The following is a 19245-nucleotide window of genomic DNA, read 5'->3' as shown; positions in this document are numbered from 1 at the left end:
CTGGCGATCATCCTGGGGTTCATCGGGGTCAAGCTGATCCTGGAAGCCGTCCACGACAACTCCCTGCCCTTCATCAACGACGGCCAGCCCATCGACTCGGTCCCCGAGATCCCCACCTGGCTGTCCCTGGCGGTCATCCTCGGCGTCCTGGTCGTCGTCACCATCGCCTCCCTGCTCAAGACCCGCGGCCAGACCCCCGAGGACGCCGCGGTCGACGAGGACGCCGCCGAGCAGCGCTGATGCCTCAGGCGGCCGGGTCCGCGACCCGGCCGCCGGCGACCACCCGTGCGCCGTCCTGCCACACCTCGCGCACCCGTCCGGCGAGCCCGGACAGGTCGGCGGCGTCGCCGGCCAGCACGACCACGTCGGCCCGCTTGCCCGGCTCGAGCGAGCCGAGCTCGTCGTCGACCCGCAGCAGCCGCGCGGCCGACAAGGTGGTGGCGTGCCAGACGTCCTCGACGGCCATGCCGCGGTCGGCCATCAGCTGCAGCTCGCCCAGGTTCTCCCCGTGCGGGCCGACGCCGGAGTCGGTGCCCATCGCGATGCGCACCCCGGCCGCGTGCGCCCGGGCGACCGACTCGTCGTGCTGGGCCTGCACCGCGACCGCCTTGTCGACGACCGCCTGCGGCAGTGCCGCGCCGGCCGCGACGGCGGCCAGCACCGCCCGCGGCGCGGACAGCGTGGGCACCAGCCAGGTACCGCGCTCGAGCATCAGCTCGATCGCCTCGTCGTCGAGGAAGATGCCGTGCTCGATCGACCGGATGCCGGCCCGCACCGCGTTCTTGATCCCGTCGGCGCCCTGCGCGTGCGCCATCACCGCCAGGCCGGCGGCCTCGGCCTCCTCGACCAGTACGGCCAGCTCGGCCGGTCGGAAGTGGGCGTGCCGCGGGTCGTCCCGCGGCGACAGGACACCGCCGCTGGTGGCCACCTTGAGGACGTCGGCCCCGGCGCGCACCAGCGTGCGGACGACGCGGCGCACCTCGTCGGGCCCGTCGCAGACACCGCTGGGCCGACCCGGGGTGGGCGGCAGCAGCGGGGTCTCGGCGCCGCACACGTGCCAGTCGTCGGCGTGCCCACCGGTCTGGCTGATCATCGCCAGCGAGATCTGCATGCGCGGCCCGCGCACCAGGCCGGACCGCACCGCCTCGGCCACGCCCAGGTCGGCGCCGGCGGCGTCGCGCACGGAGGTGATGCCCAGCGCGAGGGTGCGGCGCAGGTTGCGGACCGCCTCGAAGTAGACCTGGCTGTAGGGGGTCTGCAGCTGGCGGAGGGTGTCCACGCCGCTCATCAGCACGTGCACGTGGCAGTCGAACAGGCCCGGGAGCAGCGTCGTCCCGGTGCAGTCGACCACCTCGTCGCCGTCCAGACCGGGGCCGACGTCGACGACGCGGCCGTCGGCCACCACCACGTCGGCCGGGGCGGCGGGCGACCCCGTGCCGTCGAGCACCGAACCGCCGGAGAACAGCACGCGTGTCATGCCCGGGACGTTAGCGGTGCTCAGCACATCCGGCCGGGCGCCCTGCACTAGCGTCTGCCCCCATGCGGCCCGACGACCTCGCCCACCTGCGCACCCCCGGCGTAGCCACGGTGTCCCCGGACGGGTCGACCGCCGTCGTCGCCGTCTCGCGGCTGGACCTGGAGGCCGACCACTACCGCAGCCAGCTCTGGGCGGTGCCCACCGACGCCTCCGCACCGGCCCGGCCGCTGACCCACGGGCACCGGGACTCCGCGCCGGTGTTCTCGCCCGACGGGCGCTGGTTGGCCTTCCTCGGCGCCGAGAGCGGCGGCACGCCGCAGCTGCACCTGCTGCCCACCGGGGGTGGCGAGGCCCGCCGGCTCACCGACCACCCGCTGGGAGCCGGAGCGCCGGTGTGGGGGCCGGACTCGCGGCGCATCGCCTACACCGCGCGGGTGCCCGAGCCCGGCCGCTACGGCACCGAGGACGGCGTCGGCCCCGAGGCCGAGGAGCCCCGGCTGATCACCACGCTGCAGTACCGCGCCGACGACCTCGGCTTCACCGTGGACCGCCGCCGGCACGTGTTCGTGCTGGACCTGCCCGAGGACGTCGCCGACGACGCCGTCCCGGTGGCCGAGCCCGTGCAGGTGACCACCGGCGACCACGACGACAGCGACGTCGCCTGGCACCCGGCCGGCACCGAGCTGGTCTTCGTGTCCGCCCGGCACCCCCGCGCCGACCGCGACCTGGTCACCGACGTCTACGCCTGCCGGCCCGACGGGTCGCACCTGCGTCGGGTCACCGAGTCCCGCTCGGCCTGCGCGGCCCCCACCTACGACCCCGGCGACCTCGAGGGCCGCACGCTCTACCTCGCCGCCCAGCCCGACCTGGGCCCCGACGGCCTGGACTTCGTCGGCCGGAACACCACCCTGTGCCGGGTCGAGGCGGCCGGCGGCCACCCGCAGCCGCTGCTGGACCCCGAGCGGCACGACCTGGGGCACGACTTCGGCCGGGTGGCCATCGCCGACGGCGACGCCTTCGTGGCCGTGCAGCGGCAGGGCGCCGTCGAGCTGCTGCGCGTGCCGCTGGCCGGCGGTGAGCCCGAGGCGCTGGTCGACGGGCCGTACACGACCACCGGCATCGGGGTCGGCGGCGGCGTCGTGGTCGGCACCGTGGCCCACGACCGGTCCGCCGGTGAGCTGGTGGCCATCACCCCGGGACGCCGCCGGCTGCTGACCGGGTTCGGCGCACCCCTGCAGACCACGGGCCGCCTGCACCGGATGCGCGAGAAGACCGCGACCGCCCCGGACGGCTACCCGGTGCACGGCTGGATCACCGTGCCCGACGGCCCCGGGCCGCACCCGGTCCTGCTCACGGTGCACGGCGGGCCGTTCAGCCAGTACGGCTGGACCCTGTTCGACGAGACCCAGGCCTACGTCACCGCCGGCTACGCCGTGCTGCAGTGCAACCCGCGCGGGTCCTCGGGATACGGCCAGGAGCACGGCCGCGCCGTGAAGGAGCGGATGGGCGAGCTGGACGCCGACGACGTCCTCGCCTTCCTCGACGAGGCACTGCAGGAGCCCGAGCTGGACGACGCGCGGGTCGGCATCATGGGCGGGTCCTACGGCGGGTACATGACCACCCTGCTGGTCGGCCGCACCCAGCGGTTCGCCGCCGCGATCAGCGAGCGGGCGTTCAACGACCCGGTCAGCTTCGTCGGCTCCTCCGACATCGGGTTCTTCTTCGCCGACCAGTACCTGGGCACCGACCCCGAGCGGGTCGCGGCGCAGTCGGCGATGGCCGGCGCGCACCGGATCACCACCCCCACCCTGGTGATCCACTCCGAGGAGGACTGGCGGTGCCCCCTCGAGCAGGGCACCCGCCTGTTCGTCGAGCTCAAGCGGCGCGGCGTGCACACCGAGCTGCTGCTGTTCCCGGGCGAGGGCCACGAGCTGTCCCGGTCCGGCCGGCCGAAGCACCGCCGGGCCCGCCTCGACCACGTGCTGCGGTGGTGGGCACGCTGGCTGCCCACCCCGCAGAACACCTCGGCCGCGGCCCTGCCGGCCGGTGCCGCACCGGAGCGTGCCGCGCCGGGGGAGGACGACCTGGGAGCCTGATCCGGGTCCGCTGGACGTCGACCGGTCCGGCGCGCGCGGTCGGGGCCGCCGGGGCAGGCTGCCCGGCATGGCACGGATCGAGGACCTCGCCGTCATCGGCGACCTGCAGACGGCGGCGCTGGTCGACACCGGGGGCTCGCTGGACTGGCTCTGCCTGCCCCGCTTCGACTCCCCGGCCTGCTTCGCCGCGCTGCTGGACACCGAGGCGGCCGGGCGCTGGCTGCTCGCCCCGGCGTCCGGGGGCCGGTGCACCTCGCGGCGCTACCGCGGCGACACCCTGGTCCTGGAGACCGAGTGGGTGACCCCCGAGGGCACCGTGCGGGTGGTCGACCTGATGCCGCTGCGGGGTCGCTACCCCGACGTGGTGCGCGTCGTCGAGGGGGTCTCGGGCGAGGTGCCGATGCGGGGCGAGCTGACCATCCGGTTCGACTACGGCCGCGTGGTGCCGTGGGTCCGCCGGCACGGCGCCCGCCTCCAGGCCCTGGCCGGACCCGATGCGCTGTGGCTGAGCACGCCGGCGCCGCTGGCGGGCCACGACCGCAGCACGGTCTCGGAGTTCACCGTCCGGGCCGGTGACCGCGTGCCGTTCGTGCTCACCTGGACACCGGGGCACCACGACGCCCCGCCCGAGGTGGACGCCGAGCGCGCCCTGGCCGAGACCCTGGCCGGGTGGGAGACCTGGGTGGCCGCGGGGGAGCGGGTGGGCGGCCGCTGGGCCGACGCCGTGACCCGGTCGCTGATCACCCTGCGCGCGCTGACGCACGCGCCGACCGGCGGGATCGTCGCCGCCGTCACCACGTCGTTGCCCGAGCAGCCCGGCGGGCCGCGCAACTGGGACTACCGGTACAGCTGGCTGCGCGACTCCACGTACACGCTGCAGGCCCTGCTCGCCGCCGGGCACACCGCCGAGGCCGCGGCGTGGCGCCGGTGGCTGCTGCGCGTGGTGGCCGGCGACCCGGCCGACCTGCAGATCATGTACGCCGTCGACGGCACCCGGCGGCTCCCCGAGCTGGAGCTGGACTGGTTGGCCGGCTGGGCGGGCTCGACCCCGGTGCGCACCGGCAACGGCGCCGCGGGGCAGCTCCAGCTCGACGTCGTCGGCGAGGTGCTCGACGGCCTGCACCTGGCGCGGGCCGCCGGCCTGGGCGCGGCCGACGACGCCTGGGACCTGCAGTGCGCGCTGGTCGAGCACCTGGAGCACCAGTGGCAGCAGCCGGACTCCGGGCTCTGGGAGCAGCGCGGCGAGCCCCGGCACTTCGTGCACTCCAAGGTGATGGCCTGGGTCGCCTTCGACCGCATGGTCCGCGGCGCCCGCGAGCACGACCTGCCGGGCCCGGTGGAGCACTGGGAGCAGGTGCGCGACACCATCCACGCGCAGGTGATGGACCAGGGGGTGCAGGACGGGCGGCTGACCCAGTCCTACGGCTCGACCGAGCTGGACGCCGCCCTGCTGCTGGTGCCCCGCGTGGGGTTCCTGCCCACGGACCACCCGGTCGTCGTGGCCACGGTCGAGGCGGTCGAGCGGGAGCTGACCCGCGACGGCCTGGTGCTGCGCTACCGGCCCGAGAGCTCGGGCGACGGGCTGCCCGGCACCGAGGGCGTCTTCCTGGCCTGCTCGTTCTGGTTGGTCGACGCCCTGGCCGGGATCGGCCGCCGGGCCGACGCGGAGGCCCTCTTCGAGCGGTTGCTGGGCTGCGCGAGCGACCTGGGTCTGCTCAGCGAGGAGTGGGACCCCGACGCCGGCCGCCAGCTGGGCAACACCCCGCAGGCGTTCAGCCACTTCGGCCTGGTGGTCAGCGCGGTGCAGCTCGCCGAGGGCCGGCACGCCCGCAGCGACCACCCGGTCGGCACCGCCCGCGCGGGTCACCCCCGGCTGCCCTAGCGTCGTCCCCGTTCCCCCCGACCCCAGGAGTACCCCCGTGGCTGCCCCCTCGCACGACCCCACGACCTCCGCCGCCTGGGCCGCGCTGCAGGCCCACCGCGACGCGCAGACCCCCGACCTGCGCGGGTGGTTCGACGCCGACCCCGGCCGGGCCGAGCGGCTGACCCTGGACGTCGCCGACCTGCACGTCGACCTCTCGAAGAACCTCGTCACCGACGAGACGATCGGGCTGCTGCGCGAGCTGGCCGAGCAGACCGGGGTGCTGGACCGGTTGCAGGCCATGTTCGCCGGGGAGCACATCAACGTCACCGAGGACCGCGCGGTGCTGCACACCGCGCTGCGCCGCCCGGCCGGGCTGGACCCGCTGGTCGTCGACGGCCAGGACGTCGATGCCGACGTGCAGGCCGAGCTGGCGAAGGTCTACGCCTTCGCCGAGAAGGTGCGCTCGGGGCAGTGGACCGGGGCCACCGGCCAGCGCATCGCCACCGTGGTCAACATCGGCATCGGCGGCTCCGACCTCGGCCCCGTCATGGCCTACGAAGCCCTGGCCGCCTACCGGCAGGACGGCCTGACCTGCCGGTTCGTCTCGAACATCGACCCCACCGACCTGGCCGAGACCGTCCGCGACCTCGACCCGTCGACCACGCTGTTCATCGTGGCGTCGAAGACCTTCGGCACGCTCGAGACGCTGACCAACGCCCGGCTGGCCCGGCAGTGGCTGTGGGACGGCCTGGGCACCCCGGACTCCGACGACGAACGCCGCTCCGCCGTGGCCCAGCACTTCGTCGCGGTCTCGACCGCGCTGGAGAAGGTCGCCGACTTCGGCATCGACACCGACAACGCGTTCGGCTTCTGGGACTGGGTCGGCGGCCGCTACTCGGTCGACTCGGCGATCGGCACCTCGCTGGCCGTGGCGATCGGGCCGGAGCGGTTCGCGGAGTTCCTCGCCGGGTTCCACGCCGTCGACGAGCACGTGCGCACCACCCCGCTCGAGCGCAACGTGCCGCTGCTCATGGGCCTGCTCAACGTCTGGTACGTCAACTTCCTCGACGCGCACACCCACGCGGTGCTGCCCTACAGCCAGTACCTGCACCGGTTCCCGGCCTACCTGCAGCAGCTGACGATGGAGAGCAACGGCAAGTCCGTGCGCTGGGACGGCGCGGCGGTCACCACCGCCACCGGCGAGGTGTTCTGGGGCGAGCCCGGCACGAACGGTCAGCACGCGTTCTACCAGCTGATCCACCAGGGCACCCGGATCATCCCGGCCGACTTCATCGCCTTCGCCACCCCGCAGCACCCGCTGGTCGACGGCGACGCCGACGTGCACGCGCTCTTCATGGCCAACTTCTTCGCCCAGACCAAGGCGCTGGCCTTCGGCAAGACCGCCGACGAGGTGCGCGCCGAGGGCACGGCCGAGGACGTCGTCCAGGCGCGGGTGTTCTCCGGCGACCGGCCGACCACCTCGATCCTGGCCGCGTCGCTGACCCCCTCGGTGCTCGGGCAGCTGATCGCGCTCTACGAGCACATCACCTTCACCCAGGGCGCCGTCTGGGGCATCGACAGCTTCGACCAGTGGGGTGTCGAGCTGGGCAAGCAGCTCGCCCTGCAGATCGCGCCGGCGCTGACCGGGGACGACGGGGCGCTGGAGTCGCAGGACTCCTCGACCAAGGCGCTGATCGGCTGGTACCTGCAGCACCGGTCGTGACGGGGTGCCCGGGGCCGACCGAGGTCGGCCCCGGGCACGTCACCAGCCGCGCTCGCGCCACTCCGCGAGGTGGGGGCGCTCGGTGCCGATGGTGGTGTCCTTCCCGTGGCCGGGGTAGACCCAGGTGTCGTCGGGCAGCGCGCCGAACAGCCGCTGCTCGACGTCGTCGACCAGCTGCGTGAACCGCTCCGGGTCGTGCTGGGTGTTGCCGACGCCGCCCGGGAACAGCGAGTCGCCGGTGAACACGTGGGTGCCGGCCTCGCCGCCGCGCCAGACCAGCGCGATCGAGCCCGGCGTGTGCCCCCGCAGGTGCACCACGTCGAGCACCTGGTCGCCGACCGCAACCGTCTCGCCGTGCTCGACCGGGTGGCTGACCGGGACCGGGAGGTCGGGGGCGTCGGCCGGGTGCGCCATGGTGGCCGCGCCGCTGCTGGCCACGACCTCGGGGAGTGCGCGGTGGTGGTCCCAGTGGCCGTGGGTGGTGACCACGGCCGTCAGCCGGGCGTCGCCGATCCAGGCGCGCAGCGCCTCGGGCTCGGCCGCCGCGTCGACCAGCACGCTGTCGCCGGTCGCGGTGCAGGTGAGCAGGTAGGCGTTGTTCGCCATCTCGCTCACGGCCAGCTTGCTGATGGTCAGACCGGGGAGCTCGCGGGTGTCCGCGGGGCCGCCCACCTCGACGTCGCCGGTGTAGGTGCTCACCCCCGGGACGCTACCGGCCACCGCAGCCCCGGGCTCGGGACGCTTCTGTCGGACCCCCCGTCTAGGTTCGACCGCATGGATGCCAACCCGGTCGCGGTCGGTCACGGGGGTCCGCCCGGGGCGGGCGGGCGGCTGGTCGGGCTGCCGGCCACCGAGCTCGCCGCCCGGGTGCGCAGCGGCGAGGTCAGCGCGGTCGAGGTCGTCGGCCAGCACCTCGCGCACATCGCCGCGGTCGAGGCCCGGGTGGGGGCCTTCCGGGTCGTCCGCACCGAGGCCGCGCTCGCCGAGGCCGCGGCCGTCGACGTCCGGCCCGACCGCGCCCGGCTCCCGCTGGCGGGGGTCCCGGTCGCCGTGAAGGACAACGTGGCGGTGGCCGGCGAGACGGCCACCGACGGCTCCGGGGCCTTCGTCCCGCAGGTCGCGGTGGCCGACCACCCGGTCGTGGCCCGGCTGCGGGCCGCCGGTGCGGTGGTCGTGGGCATCACCCGGGTCCCCGAGCTGTGCGTCTTCGCGGCCACCGACGGTCCCGGCACGGTCAGCCGCAACCCCTGGGACACCGCCCTGTCGCCGGGCGGGTCCTCCGGGGGCAGTGCGGCCGCGGTCGCCTCCGGCGGCGTGCCGCTGGCGCACGGCAACGACGGCATGGGGTCGCTGCGGCTGCCGGCCGCCGCCTGCGGGCTGGTCACGATGAAGCCGGGGTCGGGTGTGGTCACCGCCCAGCTGGGGGCCGACTCCTGGTCGGGCATGGCCGAGAACGGGGTGCTGGCGACCTCGGTCGCCGACCTGGCCGTGGCGCACGCCGTGCTGGCCCACACCCCGGCCACCGAGCCCCGGGACGACGACGACGCCGCGCTGACCGTGGCCGTCTCCACCCGCTCCCCGGTGCCCGGCGCCCGGCTGGACGCCGAGGGCCGGGCGGCGGTCGAGGCGGTCGCGGCCCGGCTGCGGGAGCTGGGGCACACGGTCGTCCGCCGCGACCCGCCGGTCCCGGTGCCCGTCGCGCTCGGCGTGGTGGCCCGGTGGCTGGCCGGGGCCGACGCCGACGCCGAGCTGCTGGGCGTCGACCGGCACGCGCTGGAACCCCGCACCCGCACGCATGCCCGGCTGGGCCGCTGGGTGCGCCGTGCCGGGGTGGTCCGGCCGGCCACCGCGCGGGCCTTCCGGCGGCAGGTCACCGACTGGTTCGCCGGGTCCGCCGCCGCCGCTGAGCCCGGCGTCGACCTGCTGCTCACCCCGATCGTCACCGGCCCGCCGCTGGCCGCCCGGCCGTGGCACGAGCGGGGGTGGCTGGCGAACGTGACGGCCAACGCACGGTGGGCACCGTGGGCCTCGGCGTGGAACATGTCCGGCCTCCCGGCCCTTGTCCTACCGGTGGGGCGGCGGGCCTCCGGGACCCCGCTGGCGGTCCAGTTCGTCGGCCCCCCGGGGGCCGAGACGCGACTACTCTGGCTGGCTGCGGAGCTGGAGCGCCAGGAACCCTGGCGCCGGCACGCCCCCGTCTTCGATCCAGCCGGTCCGGGCTGAGCCCACCGCCCGATCGGCAGCAGGGCCCTGGCCCCGCAGCGACCTCCTGACCGCGACCACACAGACAGGGACACCCATGGACCGGCTCGTCGTCCGCGGCGCCCGCGAGCACAACCTCAAGGACGTCCACCTGGACCTGCCCCGGGACGCGATGATCGTGTTCACCGGGCTCTCCGGCTCCGGCAAGTCGAGCCTGGCGTTCGACACGATCTTCGCCGAGGGCCAGCGCCGCTACGTCGAGTCCCTCTCGGCCTACGCCCGGCAGTTCCTCGGCCAGATGGACAAGCCCGACGTCGACTTCATCGAGGGCCTGTCGCCGGCGGTGTCGATCGACCAGAAGTCGACCAACCGCAACCCGCGGTCCACGGTGGGCACGATCACCGAGGTCTACGACTACCTGCGTCTGCTGTACGCCCGCGCCGGCCAGCCGCACTGCCCCAACTGCGGCAAGCCGATCGCCCGGCAGACCCCCCAGCAGATCGTCGACCAGGTGCTCGAGATGACCGAGGGCACCCGCTTCCAGGTGCTGGCCCCGGTGATCCGCGCCCGCAAGGGCGAGTACGTCGACCTGTTCGCCTCCCTGCAGACCCAGGGTTTCTCCCGGGTCCGCGTCGACGGCACCGTGCACTCGCTCACCGAGCCCCCCAAGCTCAAGAAGCAGGAGAAGCACACGATCGAGGTGATCGTCGACCGGCTCACCGTCAAGGAGAGCGCCAAGCGACGCCTCACCGACTCCGTCGAGACCGCGCTGGGCCTGGCCGGCGGCCTGGTCCTGCTCGACTTCGTCGACCTCGACGAGGACGACCCGGGCCGCGAGCGCACCTACTCCGAGCACCTGGCCTGCATCGACGACGGCCTGAGCTTCGAGGCGCTCGAGCCGCGGTCGTTCTCCTTCAACTCCCCGTTCGGCGCCTGCGTCGAGTGCACCGGCATCGGCACCCGCAAGGAGGTCGACCCCGAGCTCGTCGTGCCCGACCCGGAGAAGAGCCTGGGCGAGGGCGCCATCGCGCCCTGGGCCGGCTCGATGAGCAACGAGTACTTCACCCGGTTGCTGGGCGGCCTGGCCGACCAGCTCGGGTTCTCGATGAAGGACCCGTGGGAGAAGCTGCCGGTCAAGGTGCAGAAGGCCGTGCTGCACGGGTCGCCCGAGCAGGTGCACGTCCGCTACAAGAACCGGTACGGCCGCGAGCGCAGCTACTACGCCGCCTTCGAGGGCGTGCTGCCCTTCCTCGAGCGCCGGCACGAGGACACCGACTCGGAGTTCATGCGGGACAAGTACGAGGGCTACATGCGGGACGTCCCGTGCCCGGTGTGCCACGGCACCCGGCTCAAGCCCGAGATCCTCGCGGTGAAGCTCGACGGCCGGTCGATCGCCGAGGTCACGGGGCTGTCCATCGGTGATGCAGCCGAGTGGCTGGGCGCCCTGAGCCTGGGCGAGCGCGAGCGGGCCATCGCCGACCGCGTGCTCAAGGAGATCCAGGCCCGGTTGTCCTTCCTGGTCTCCGTCGGCCTGGACTACCTCTCCCTCGACCGCCCCGCGGCGACCCTGGCCGGCGGCGAGGCCCAGCGGATCCGGCTGGCCACCCAGATCGGGTCCGGGCTGGTCGGGGTGCTGTACGTGCTCGACGAACCGAGCATCGGGCTGCACCAGCGGGACAACGTGCGGCTGATCGAGACCCTCGTGCGGCTGCGCGACATGGGCAACACGCTCATCGTCGTCGAGCACGACGAGGACACCATCAAGCAGGCCGACTGGATCGTCGACATCGGCCCGGGTGCCGGTGAGCACGGCGGCGAGGTGGTCGTCTCGGGCACCTACGCCGACCTGCTCGCCAGCGAGCGCTCGCTTACCGGCCAGTACCTGTCCGGCCGCAAGGAGATCGTCATCCCGGCCGAGCGCCGCCCCCGCACGCCGGGCCGCGAGCTGGTCGTGAAGGGCGCCCGCGAGCACAACCTGCGCGGGGTCGACGTGACCTTCCCGCTGGGCCTGCTGGTCGCGGTCACCGGCGTCTCCGGGTCGGGCAAGTCCAGCCTGGTGAACGACATCCTCTACACCGTGCTGGCCAACCAGCTCAACCGCGCCCGCATGGTCCCCGGCCGGCACCGCACCATCACCGGCCTCGAGCAGCTGGACAAGGTGGTCGGCGTCGACCAGTCGCCGATCGGCCGCACGCCGCGCTCCAACCCGGCCACCTACACCGGCGTCTGGGACGCGATCCGCAAGCTGTTCGCCTCCACCGAGGAGGCCAAGGTCCGGGGGTACCAGCCGGGCCGGTTCAGCTTCAACGTCAAGGGCGGGCGCTGCGAGGCGTGCTCCGGCGACGGCACGCTGAAGATCGAGATGAACTTCCTGCCCGACGTGTACGTGCCCTGCGAGGTCTGCAAGGGCGCCCGGTTCAACCGGGAGACCCTCGAGGTCCGCTACAAGGGCAAGACGGTCGCCGAGGTCCTCGACATGCCCATCGAGGAGGCCGCCGAGTTCTTCGCCCCCATCAACAGCATCGCCCGCTACCTGACCACCCTGACCGAGGTCGGGCTGGGCTACGTCCGGCTCGGCCAGCCGGCGACCACCCTCTCCGGTGGTGAGGCGCAGCGGGTGAAGCTGGCCAGCGAGCTGCAGAAGCGGTCCAACGGCCGCACGATCTACGTCCTCGACGAGCCCACCACCGGGCTGCACTTCGAGGACATCCGCAAGCTGCTGCTGGTGATCCAGGGCCTGGTCGACAAGGGCAACTCGGTGATCGTCATCGAGCACAACCTCGACGTCATCAAGAGCGCCGACTGGCTGATCGACATGGGACCCGAGGGCGGCTTCCGCGGGGGCACGGTGGTCGGCGAGGGCACCCCCGAGCTGATCGCCGGCATCCCCGAGAGCCACACGGGGCGGTTCCTGGCCGACATCCTCGACCCGGCCCGGGTCCAGGCAGCCGCCCGGAAGCCCCGGAAGAAGGTCGCCGCGGCCCGCACGACCACGGCACCCGGCGTCACCGGCACCGTCGTCGGCTGACCGGGGGTCGACCATGCCCCACCCGTCCACCTACCGACCGGCGGTCGGCAGCATCCCGGAGTCGCCGGGGGTCTACAAGTTCCGCGACCCCGGCGGCCGGGTCATCTACGTCGGCAAGGCCAAGAGCCTGCGCCAGCGGCTCAACAGCTACTTCGCCGACGTCCGCGGCCTGCACCCCCGCACCCGGCAGATGGTCACCACCGCCGGCAGCGTCGAGTGGACCGTCGTCGGCACCGAGGTCGAGGCGCTCCAGCTCGAGTACAACTGGATCAAGGAGTTCGACCCCCGGTTCAACGTCCGGTACCGCGACGACAAGAGCTACCCGTCGTTGGCCGTCACGCTGAACGAGGAGTTCCCCCGGCTGCAGGTGATGCGGGGGCCCAAGCGCAAGGGCGTCCGGTACTTCGGCCCCTACGCCCACGCCTGGGCCATCCGCGAGACGCTCGACACGCTCACCCGGGTCTTCCCGGCCCGCACCTGCAGCAACGGGGTCTTCAAGCGGCACGGCCAGATCGGGCGGCCGTGCCTGCTGGGCTACATCGGCAAGTGCGCGGCGCCGTGCGTCGGCAAGGTCTCCGCCGAGGAGCACCGGGGCATCGTCGACGACTTCTGCGACTTCATGGGTGGCCGCACCGAGCAGATCACCCGGCGCCTCGAGGGTCAGATGGCCCGGGCGGCCGAGGACATGGAGTACGAGCGGGCGGCCCGGCTCCGCGACGACCTGGGGGCGCTGCGCCGGGCCCTGGAGAAGCAGGCCGTCGTCCTGGCCGACGGCACCGACGCCGACGTCGTCGCCTTCGCCCAGGACGAGCTCGAGGCCGCGGTGCAGGTCTTCCACGTCCGCGGTGGCCGGGTCCGCGGGCAGCAGGGCTGGATCGTCGACAAGGTCGAGGACGTCGGCACCGGCGAGCTGGTCGAGCAGTTCCTGCTCCAGGTGTACGGCGGGGTCGACGAGCAGACCGGCGTCGGCGAGGTGGGCGAGGCGGTGCCCCGCGAGGTGCTCGTCCCCGAGCTGCCCGCCGAGGCCGAGGTCTACGCCGACCTGCTCAGCGAGCTGCGCGGGTCCCGGGTCTCCTTGCGGGTGCCCCAGCGCGGCGACAAGCGGGCGTTGATGGAGACCGTCGAGCGCAACGCCAAGGAGGCCTTCGCCCGGCACCGGGTCAAGCGCGCCGGCGACCTCACCGCCCGCTCGCTGGCGCTGTCCGAGCTGCAGGAGGCCCTCGACCTCCCCGACGCACCGCTGCGCATCGAGTGCATGGACGTCAGCCACGTGCAGGGCACGAACGTGGTGGCCAGCATGGTCGTGTTCGAGGACGGCCTGGCCAAGAAGAGCGACTACCGGCGCTTCCAGGTCGCCCAGGGCACCGACGACACCGCGGCCATGGCCGAGGTCGTCCGGCGCCGGTTCGCCCGGCACCTCAAGGACGAGGAGGACCGGCGCAACGAGCAGGGGGTCGCCGCCGAGGAGGGCCGGGCCCGCCGGTTCGCCTACCCGCCGAACCTGCTGGTGGTCGACGGCGGCCAGCCGCAGGTCGCCGCCGCCGCCCGGTCGATGTCCGAGCTGGGCATCACCGACGTCGCGGTGTGCGGGCTGGCCAAGCGCATGGAGGAGGTGTGGCTGCCCGACGACCCCGACCCGGTCATCCTGCCGCGCACCTCCGAGGCGCTGTACCTGCTGCAGCGGGTCCGCGACGAGGCGCACCGGTTCGCCATCACCTACCACCGGCAGAAGCGCTCCGCGGGCATGCTCGTCTCGCTGCTGGACGACGTCGCCGGGCTGGGCGACACCCGGCGCAAGGCGTTGATGAAGGAGTTCGGGTCGCTGAAGCGGTTGCGGGCGGCCTCCGTCGACGACCTCACCCGGGTGCCGGGGATCGGCCGGCGCACGGCCGAGGCGGTGCTGGCGGCGGTGGCCGAGCCGCCCGAGGAGGCGGAGTCGCCGTCGGCGCACGAACCCCCCGGCGCCGTCCCGACCCGGACTGGGGATGATGGCGGCTCGACCGTCCCGCAGACCACCGGAGCCGCCCCGTGACCGATCTGCCCGACGACGCCGCCGACCAGACCCCGCCGGTGGCGGAGCAGGCTGCCGTCCCGCTGGAGGTCGTCGTGGTGACCGGCCTGTCCGGTGCGGGGAAGAACAGCGCCGGGCGGGTGCTGGAGGACCTGGGCTTCTTCGTGGTGGACAACCTCCCGCCGGCGCTCCTCGCGCCGATGGTCGAGCTCGGTTCCCGCGGCGACGTCCGCCGGTTCGCCGCGGTGGTCGACGTGCGCAGCCGGGCCTTCTCCAGCGACCTGGCCGAGTCCATCCGGTCGCTGACCGACGCCGGGCACCGGCCTCGGGTGGTCTACGTGCACGCCCGCGACGAGGTGCTGGTCCGCCGCTACGAGTCCAACCGGCGCGAGCACCCGCTGCAGGGGGCCGGCCGGCTGTCCGACGGCATCGCGGCCGAGCGGGCCCTGCTGACCGGCATCGCCGGCGACGCCGACCTGTGGGTGGACACCTCCGACCTGAACGTGCACCAGCTGCGGGCCACGCTCGAGGCCGCCTTCCTCAGCGAGGGCGCGGTCCCCGAGCTGACCGCCACCGTCCTGAGCTTCGGGTTCAAGTACGGGCTCCCGCTGGACGCCGACCTCGTGGTCGACGCCCGCTTCCTGCCCAACCCGCACTGGGTGCCGGAGCTGCGGCCGCTCACCGGGCGCGACGCCCCGGTGCGCGACCACGTCCTGGGCGCGGCCGACGCCGCCGAGTTCCTGGACCGCTACCTCGACGTCCTGCGGCTGCTGGTCCCCGGCTACCGCCGCGAGGGCAAGAAGTACCTGACGCTGGCGGTGGGCTGCACCGGCGGCAAGCACCGCTCGGTGGCCATCGCCGAGGAGTTCGCGCGCCGGCTGTCCGCCGACGGCGTCACCGCCAGCGCCCGGCACCGCGACCTGGGCCGCGAGTGAGCACGGCGTCGGGCTCGCCGACGCCGGTCGGGACGGGGCCCTCCGTCGTGGCGCTGGGCGGCGGGCACGGGCTGGCCGCGTCCCTGGCCGCGTGGCGCCCGCTGGCCGGCGAGCTCACCGCCGTCGTGACCGTCGCCGACGACGGCGGGTCCTCCGGCCGGATCCGCCGCGAGATGCCGGTGCTGCCCCCGGGTGACCTCCGGATGGCGCTGGCCGCGCTGGCCGGTGACGACCAGCGCACCCAGGAGCTCGCGACCCTGCTCCAGCACCGGCTCGGCGGCTCCGGCGTGCTGGCCGGGCACCCGGTCGGCAACCTGGTGCTCACCGGGCTGACCGAGGTGCACGGCGGCGACACCGTGCGCGCGCTGGACACGCTGTGCGAGCTGCTGGGTGCCCGTGGCCGGGTGCTGCCCATGGCCGACGTCCCCCTGGACCTCGTGGCCATCGTCGACACCGTCGACCCCGACGACCCGCAGCGGTCCCGGCACATCCGGGGGCAGGTGGCGATCGCGGCCAGCCCGGACCGGGTGCGCTCCATCCGGGTCACCCCGGCCGACCCGCCGGTGCACCCCGACGTGCTGGCCGCCATCGCCCGCGCCGACGTGGTCAGCCTGGGCCCGGGCTCCTGGTACACCTCGGTGCTGCCGCACCTGCTCGTGCCACGGCTGCGCGCCGCCCTGGCGGACACCCCGGCCCGGGTGGTCGTGGTGCTGAACCTCGAGCCGCAGGCGGGGGAGACCGACGACTTCTCCCCGGAGCAGCACCTGCGCGTGCTGCAGGACCACCTGCAGGGCGTGCCGTTGCACACGGTCATCGCCGATGCGGGTGCGGTGGTTGACCGGCGTGGTCTGCTGTCTGCTGTGCAGGAGTGCGGGGCGACGCTGGTGCTGGCGCCGGTGGCAGCACCGGACGGGCCCCCGCGGCACCTCCCGGAACTGCTGACCGCGGCGCTGGCCACGGTGCTGCCCGGTGCGGTCGGTGCCCGGTGAGGCCCAGCGGTACGGATCGGTTCCGGGTGCGGCAGGATCGGACAGCGAGGGTCCCCACCGCCGGTACCGCGAGGCATCCCCGGTGCCCGGTGGACGGCGGACGGGTCGAGGGGGAGTGGGGCAGCGCATGGCGATGACGGCGATGGTGAAGGACGAGCTCTCCCGGGTGGAGTGCACGAAGACCTCCGAGCGCAAGGCGGAGGTGACGGCGCTGCTGCGCTTCTCCGGCGGCCTGCACATCGTGGGTGGCCGGGTGGTCATCGAGGCCGAGCTGGACACCGGCTCCGTGGCCCGCCGCCTGCGCCGCGACATCAGCGAGGTCTACGGGTACACCAGCGGCGTCAGCGTGCTGGCCGGGGGCAACATCCGCCGCGGGGTGCGCTACCTGGTCCGCATCGCCAAGCACGGCGAAGGCCTGGCCCGGCAGACCGGTCTGGTCGACCAGCGCGGCCGGCCGGTGCGCGGGCTGCCGCCGGCGGTCGTCTCCGGCGGGCTCAACGACGCCGAGGCGGCCTGGCGCGGGGCGTTCCTGGCCCACGGGTCGCTCACCGAGCCGGGCCGGTCCTCGTCGCTCGAGGTGACCTGCCCCGGCCCCGAGGCGGCGATGGCCCTGGTGGGGGCTGCCCGCCGGCTGGGCATCGCGGCCAAGGCGCGCGAGGTCCGCGGGGCCGACCGCGTCGTGGTCCGCGACGGCGACGCGATCAGCGCGCTGCTGACCCGGATGGGCGCGCACGAGGCCGTGCTCACCTGGGAGGAGCGGCGCATGCGCCGCGAGGTCCGGGCGACCGCCAACCGGCTGGCCAACTTCGACGACGCCAACCTCCGCCGGTCCGCGCGGGCCGCCGTCGCCGCGAGTGCCCGGGTCGAGCGGGCGCTGGAGATCCTCGCCGACGAGGCCCCCGAGCACCTGCTGGTCGCCGGTCGGCTGCGGCTCGAGCACGGGCAGGCCTCGCTGGAGGAGCTGGGCCAGCGGGCCGATCCGCCCATGACCAAGGACGCCGTGGCGGGGCGGATCCGGCGGCTGCTCGCGATGGCGGACAAGCGGGCGAAGGACCTCGGCATCCCGGACACCGAGTCCGTGGTCACCGACGACATGATCGGCCCCTGACCGCCCGGCGGTGTCCCCCGGCCGGGTGAGGCCGGCTGTGCCGTTCTCGGATCCGGGCCGATGGGAGGGGGAGACCCCGCCCTCCCGGGCCGGGCGTGCGGCGATGGGGAGCCACGTGCAGGGGACCGTCTGGGTGCTGGCGTTCGCCCTGGCCCCGGTCGTCACGGGTGCCGTGGCGGTCGCCGCCTGGCGGCACCGCCACGGCAACCCGCCGGCGCGCGCACTGGCCGTCGTGCTGCTGGGCATCAGCGGGTGGTGCCTGGCGGTCGGCGTCGTCCTGGCGCCGTCGGCCCCGGCGGTACGAGCCGCCGGGTTCCCGCTGATCTTCCTGTCGGTGGGGGCGACGGCGGCCGGCTTCCTCGCGCTGTCCCGCCTGCTCGCCGAGCCGACCTGGCGCCCCCGTCGCCACCTGGTGCTGCTGGCGTCGGTCGAACCGGTCCTCCTGGCGGTGACCAGCGTCCTCCCGGCGACGACGGACCTGGTCTTCGGGCGCACGGACCTCACGGCGCCGGCGGGCGCGGTGCAGATGGTCGGCGGCCCGCTGTTCCTGCTGCACTCGCTCTACAGCTACGCGTTCATCGCCTGGGCCCTCGTGCGGCTGGTCCGGCTCGGGCGCCGCGGCCAGCCGGTGGTGCGCCGGCAGGCCCGGGTGCTGCTGGTCTCCGCGCTGCCGCCGACCCTGGGCAACCTCGTCTTCACCCTCGGCATGCGGGGTGAGGGGGTCGTCGACCTGACGCCGCTGTTCTTCATCGTGACCGGTCTGGTCGCCGGGTGGGCGATCCTGCGCACGGGCCTGCTGGAGCTGGTGCCGGTCGCGCGGGACCAGGTGGTCGAGACGATGACCGACGGCGTGCTGGTCACCGACGAGGTCGGCCGGGTGATCGACCTCAACCCCGCCGCCCGCCGGATGCTCGCCGCGCTCCGCCCGGGCGCCGGCCCCGCCGTGCTGGGCCGTCCCCTGGCCGAGCTGGCCGGTGCGGACCTGCTGCGCACGGTCCTGCCCGACGGCCCGGCCGCCGACGGGACCTACGAGACCGGCCGCGCCGTGGTCGAGGCCGCCCCCGGGTGCTGGCTGGACGTCCAGTCCGTGCCGGTGGCCTCCGCCGGCCGTCGGATCGGGCGGGTCACCGTCGTCCGCGACGTCACCGAGGCGCAGCTGCGCGAGGCCGACCTGCGCCGGCTGGCCCAGCAGCTCGCCGAGCAGGTCGCCACGGTCGACCGGCTGCGGGCGGCCGTGGCAGAGGAGGCCGTCCGCGACCCGCTGACCGGGCTGCACAACCGCCGGCACCTGGACCGCACCCTCCTGCACGCGCTGGCCCGCTCGGTGGACGACGGGTTGCCCGTCGCCGTGGTCCTGGTCGACGTCGACCGGTTCAAGTCGGTCAACGACCGCTTCGGGCACGCGACCGGCGACGCCGTGCTGTGCGCCGTGGCGGCGGAGCTGAGGGCGGGCACCCGCTCGGGGGACACCGTGGCCCGGGCCGGCGGCGAGGAGTTCGTCCTGGTGCTGCCCGGGGCCGACGAGGCCGAGGCCCTGGCGCGGGCCGAGACCGTGCGCGCCCGGGTCGGTGCACTCGTGCACGTCGTCCCGGGCGGCGTCCTCACCGTCACGCTGAGCGCGGGGGTCGCGGTGGCCCGGTCCGGTGGCGACGGAGCTGCGGAGCTGCTGTCCCGGGCCGACCGCGCGCTGTACCGGGCGAAGAGCGGGGGCCGGGACCGCGTGGTGGCGGCCGGGGTCGCCGGTGCAGACGTCAGCGACGTCTTGTCGACCGCCTGACCTGCGAGGACGGGCAGCTCTCGCGTCGTCGGGAC

General features: G+C 74.6%; 12 protein-coding genes and 1 pseudogene. 11 read left to right on the top strand and 2 right to left on the bottom strand.

Features of this window, described 5'->3' with window-relative positions:
* Positions 1–240, top strand: a pseudogene (locus tag BLS67_RS18755) (TerC family protein); the annotation flags it as partial.
* Positions 241–244: 4 nt separating this feature from the next.
* Here BLS67_RS18755 and BLS67_RS18750 read toward each other — a convergent pair.
* Entirely contained in the window at positions 245–1477 is a 1233-nt protein-coding gene (locus BLS67_RS18750) for a metal-dependent hydrolase family protein (protein WP_091248064.1), read from the bottom strand.
* 62 nt (positions 1478–1539) lie between these two features.
* Here BLS67_RS18750 and BLS67_RS18745 point away from each other — a divergent pair, with 62 nt between their 5' ends.
* The 3 genes from BLS67_RS18745 (at position 1540) to pgi (ending at position 7160) form a co-directional block, all read left to right on the top strand.
* Positions 1540–3573: a S9 family peptidase gene (locus BLS67_RS18745; protein ID WP_091248062.1), complete on the top strand. Its 2034-nt coding sequence runs from the start codon at positions 1540–1542 to the stop codon at positions 3571–3573.
* Positions 3574–3640: 67 nt separating this feature from the next.
* Complete coding sequence (locus BLS67_RS18740) at positions 3641–5455, top strand: glycoside hydrolase family 15 protein (RefSeq protein WP_091248060.1); 1815 nt, start codon at positions 3641–3643, stop codon at positions 5453–5455.
* 37 nt (positions 5456–5492) lie between these two features.
* Positions 5493–7160, top strand: coding sequence for a glucose-6-phosphate isomerase (gene pgi, locus BLS67_RS18735; protein ID WP_091248058.1), 1668 nt, complete (start codon positions 5493–5495; stop codon positions 7158–7160).
* A gap of 39 nt (positions 7161–7199) precedes the next feature.
* Here the strand turns inward: pgi and BLS67_RS18730 are convergent, their stop codons facing one another.
* Positions 7200–7859 carry an MBL fold metallo-hydrolase gene (locus tag BLS67_RS18730; RefSeq protein ID WP_242654195.1) on the bottom strand — a complete coding sequence of 220 codons (660 nt, stop codon included), beginning with the start codon at positions 7857–7859 and terminating at the stop codon, positions 7200–7202.
* Positions 7860–7934: 75 nt separating this feature from the next.
* Between BLS67_RS18730 and BLS67_RS18725 the strand changes: the two genes are divergently transcribed.
* From BLS67_RS18725 to BLS67_RS18695, 7 genes are all read left to right on the top strand, one after another.
* The gene (locus tag BLS67_RS18725) at positions 7935–9383 is read left to right on the top strand and encodes an amidase (RefSeq protein ID WP_091248055.1); all 1449 of its coding nucleotides are present in this window, start codon (positions 7935–7937) and stop codon (positions 9381–9383) included.
* Positions 9384–9459: 76 nt separating this feature from the next.
* Positions 9460–12390, top strand: a complete 2931-nt coding sequence (uvrA, locus tag BLS67_RS18720; RefSeq protein ID WP_091248053.1) for an excinuclease ABC subunit UvrA — start codon at positions 9460–9462, stop codon at positions 12388–12390.
* Between the two features lie 13 nt (positions 12391–12403).
* On the top strand, positions 12404–14422 hold the full coding sequence (gene uvrC / locus BLS67_RS18715; RefSeq protein ID WP_165617660.1) for an excinuclease ABC subunit UvrC: 2019 nt from the start codon (positions 12404–12406) through the stop codon (positions 14420–14422).
* Positions 14419–15336 (top strand): RNase adapter RapZ, encoded by a 918-nt coding sequence (rapZ, locus tag BLS67_RS18710; protein WP_091248047.1) that lies wholly within the window; start codon positions 14419–14421, stop codon positions 15334–15336. The genes uvrC and rapZ overlap by 4 nt, the downstream gene beginning before the upstream one ends.
* A complete protein-coding gene (locus BLS67_RS18705) occupies positions 15333–16325 on the top strand; it encodes a gluconeogenesis factor YvcK family protein (protein ID WP_091248045.1) in 993 nt (330 codons plus the stop codon). The genes rapZ and BLS67_RS18705 overlap by 4 nt, the downstream gene beginning before the upstream one ends.
* 127 nt (positions 16326–16452) lie before the next feature.
* Complete coding sequence (gene whiA, locus BLS67_RS18700; protein ID WP_091248156.1) at positions 16453–17433, top strand: DNA-binding protein WhiA; 981 nt, start codon at positions 16453–16455, stop codon at positions 17431–17433.
* A gap of 115 nt (positions 17434–17548) precedes the next feature.
* Positions 17549–19210, top strand: coding sequence for a GGDEF domain-containing protein (locus BLS67_RS18695; RefSeq protein WP_165617659.1), 1662 nt, complete (start codon positions 17549–17551; stop codon positions 19208–19210).
* Positions 19211–19245 lie beyond the last annotated feature (35 nt).

The organism is Klenkia soli (genome assembly GCF_900103975.1).
Classification (GTDB): domain Bacteria; phylum Actinomycetota; class Actinomycetes; order Mycobacteriales; family Geodermatophilaceae; genus Klenkia; species Klenkia soli.
The sequence above is the reverse complement of the archived record's forward strand: the minus strand, read 5'-3'. Positions and strand labels throughout refer to the sequence as shown.

What these genes read in the sequence shown, in the direction of transcription:
- BLS67_RS18750 (WP_091248064.1), bottom strand. Translation starts at nt 1,477, where the DNA reads ATGACACGCGTGCTGTTCTCCGGCGGTTCGGTGCTCGACGGCACGGGG.
- BLS67_RS18745 (WP_091248062.1), top strand. Translation starts at nt 1,540, where the DNA reads ATGCGGCCCGACGACCTCGCCCACCTGCGCACCCCCGGCGTAGCCACG.
- BLS67_RS18740 (WP_091248060.1), top strand. Translation starts at nt 3,641, where the DNA reads ATGGCACGGATCGAGGACCTCGCCGTCATCGGCGACCTGCAGACGGCG.
- BLS67_RS18725 (WP_091248055.1), top strand. Translation starts at nt 7,935, where the DNA reads ATGGATGCCAACCCGGTCGCGGTCGGTCACGGGGGTCCGCCCGGGGCG.
- uvrA (WP_091248053.1), top strand. Translation starts at nt 9,460, where the DNA reads ATGGACCGGCTCGTCGTCCGCGGCGCCCGCGAGCACAACCTCAAGGAC.
- uvrC (WP_165617660.1), top strand. Translation starts at nt 12,404, where the DNA reads ATGCCCCACCCGTCCACCTACCGACCGGCGGTCGGCAGCATCCCGGAG.
- whiA (WP_091248156.1), top strand. Translation starts at nt 16,453, where the DNA reads ATGGCGATGACGGCGATGGTGAAGGACGAGCTCTCCCGGGTGGAGTGC.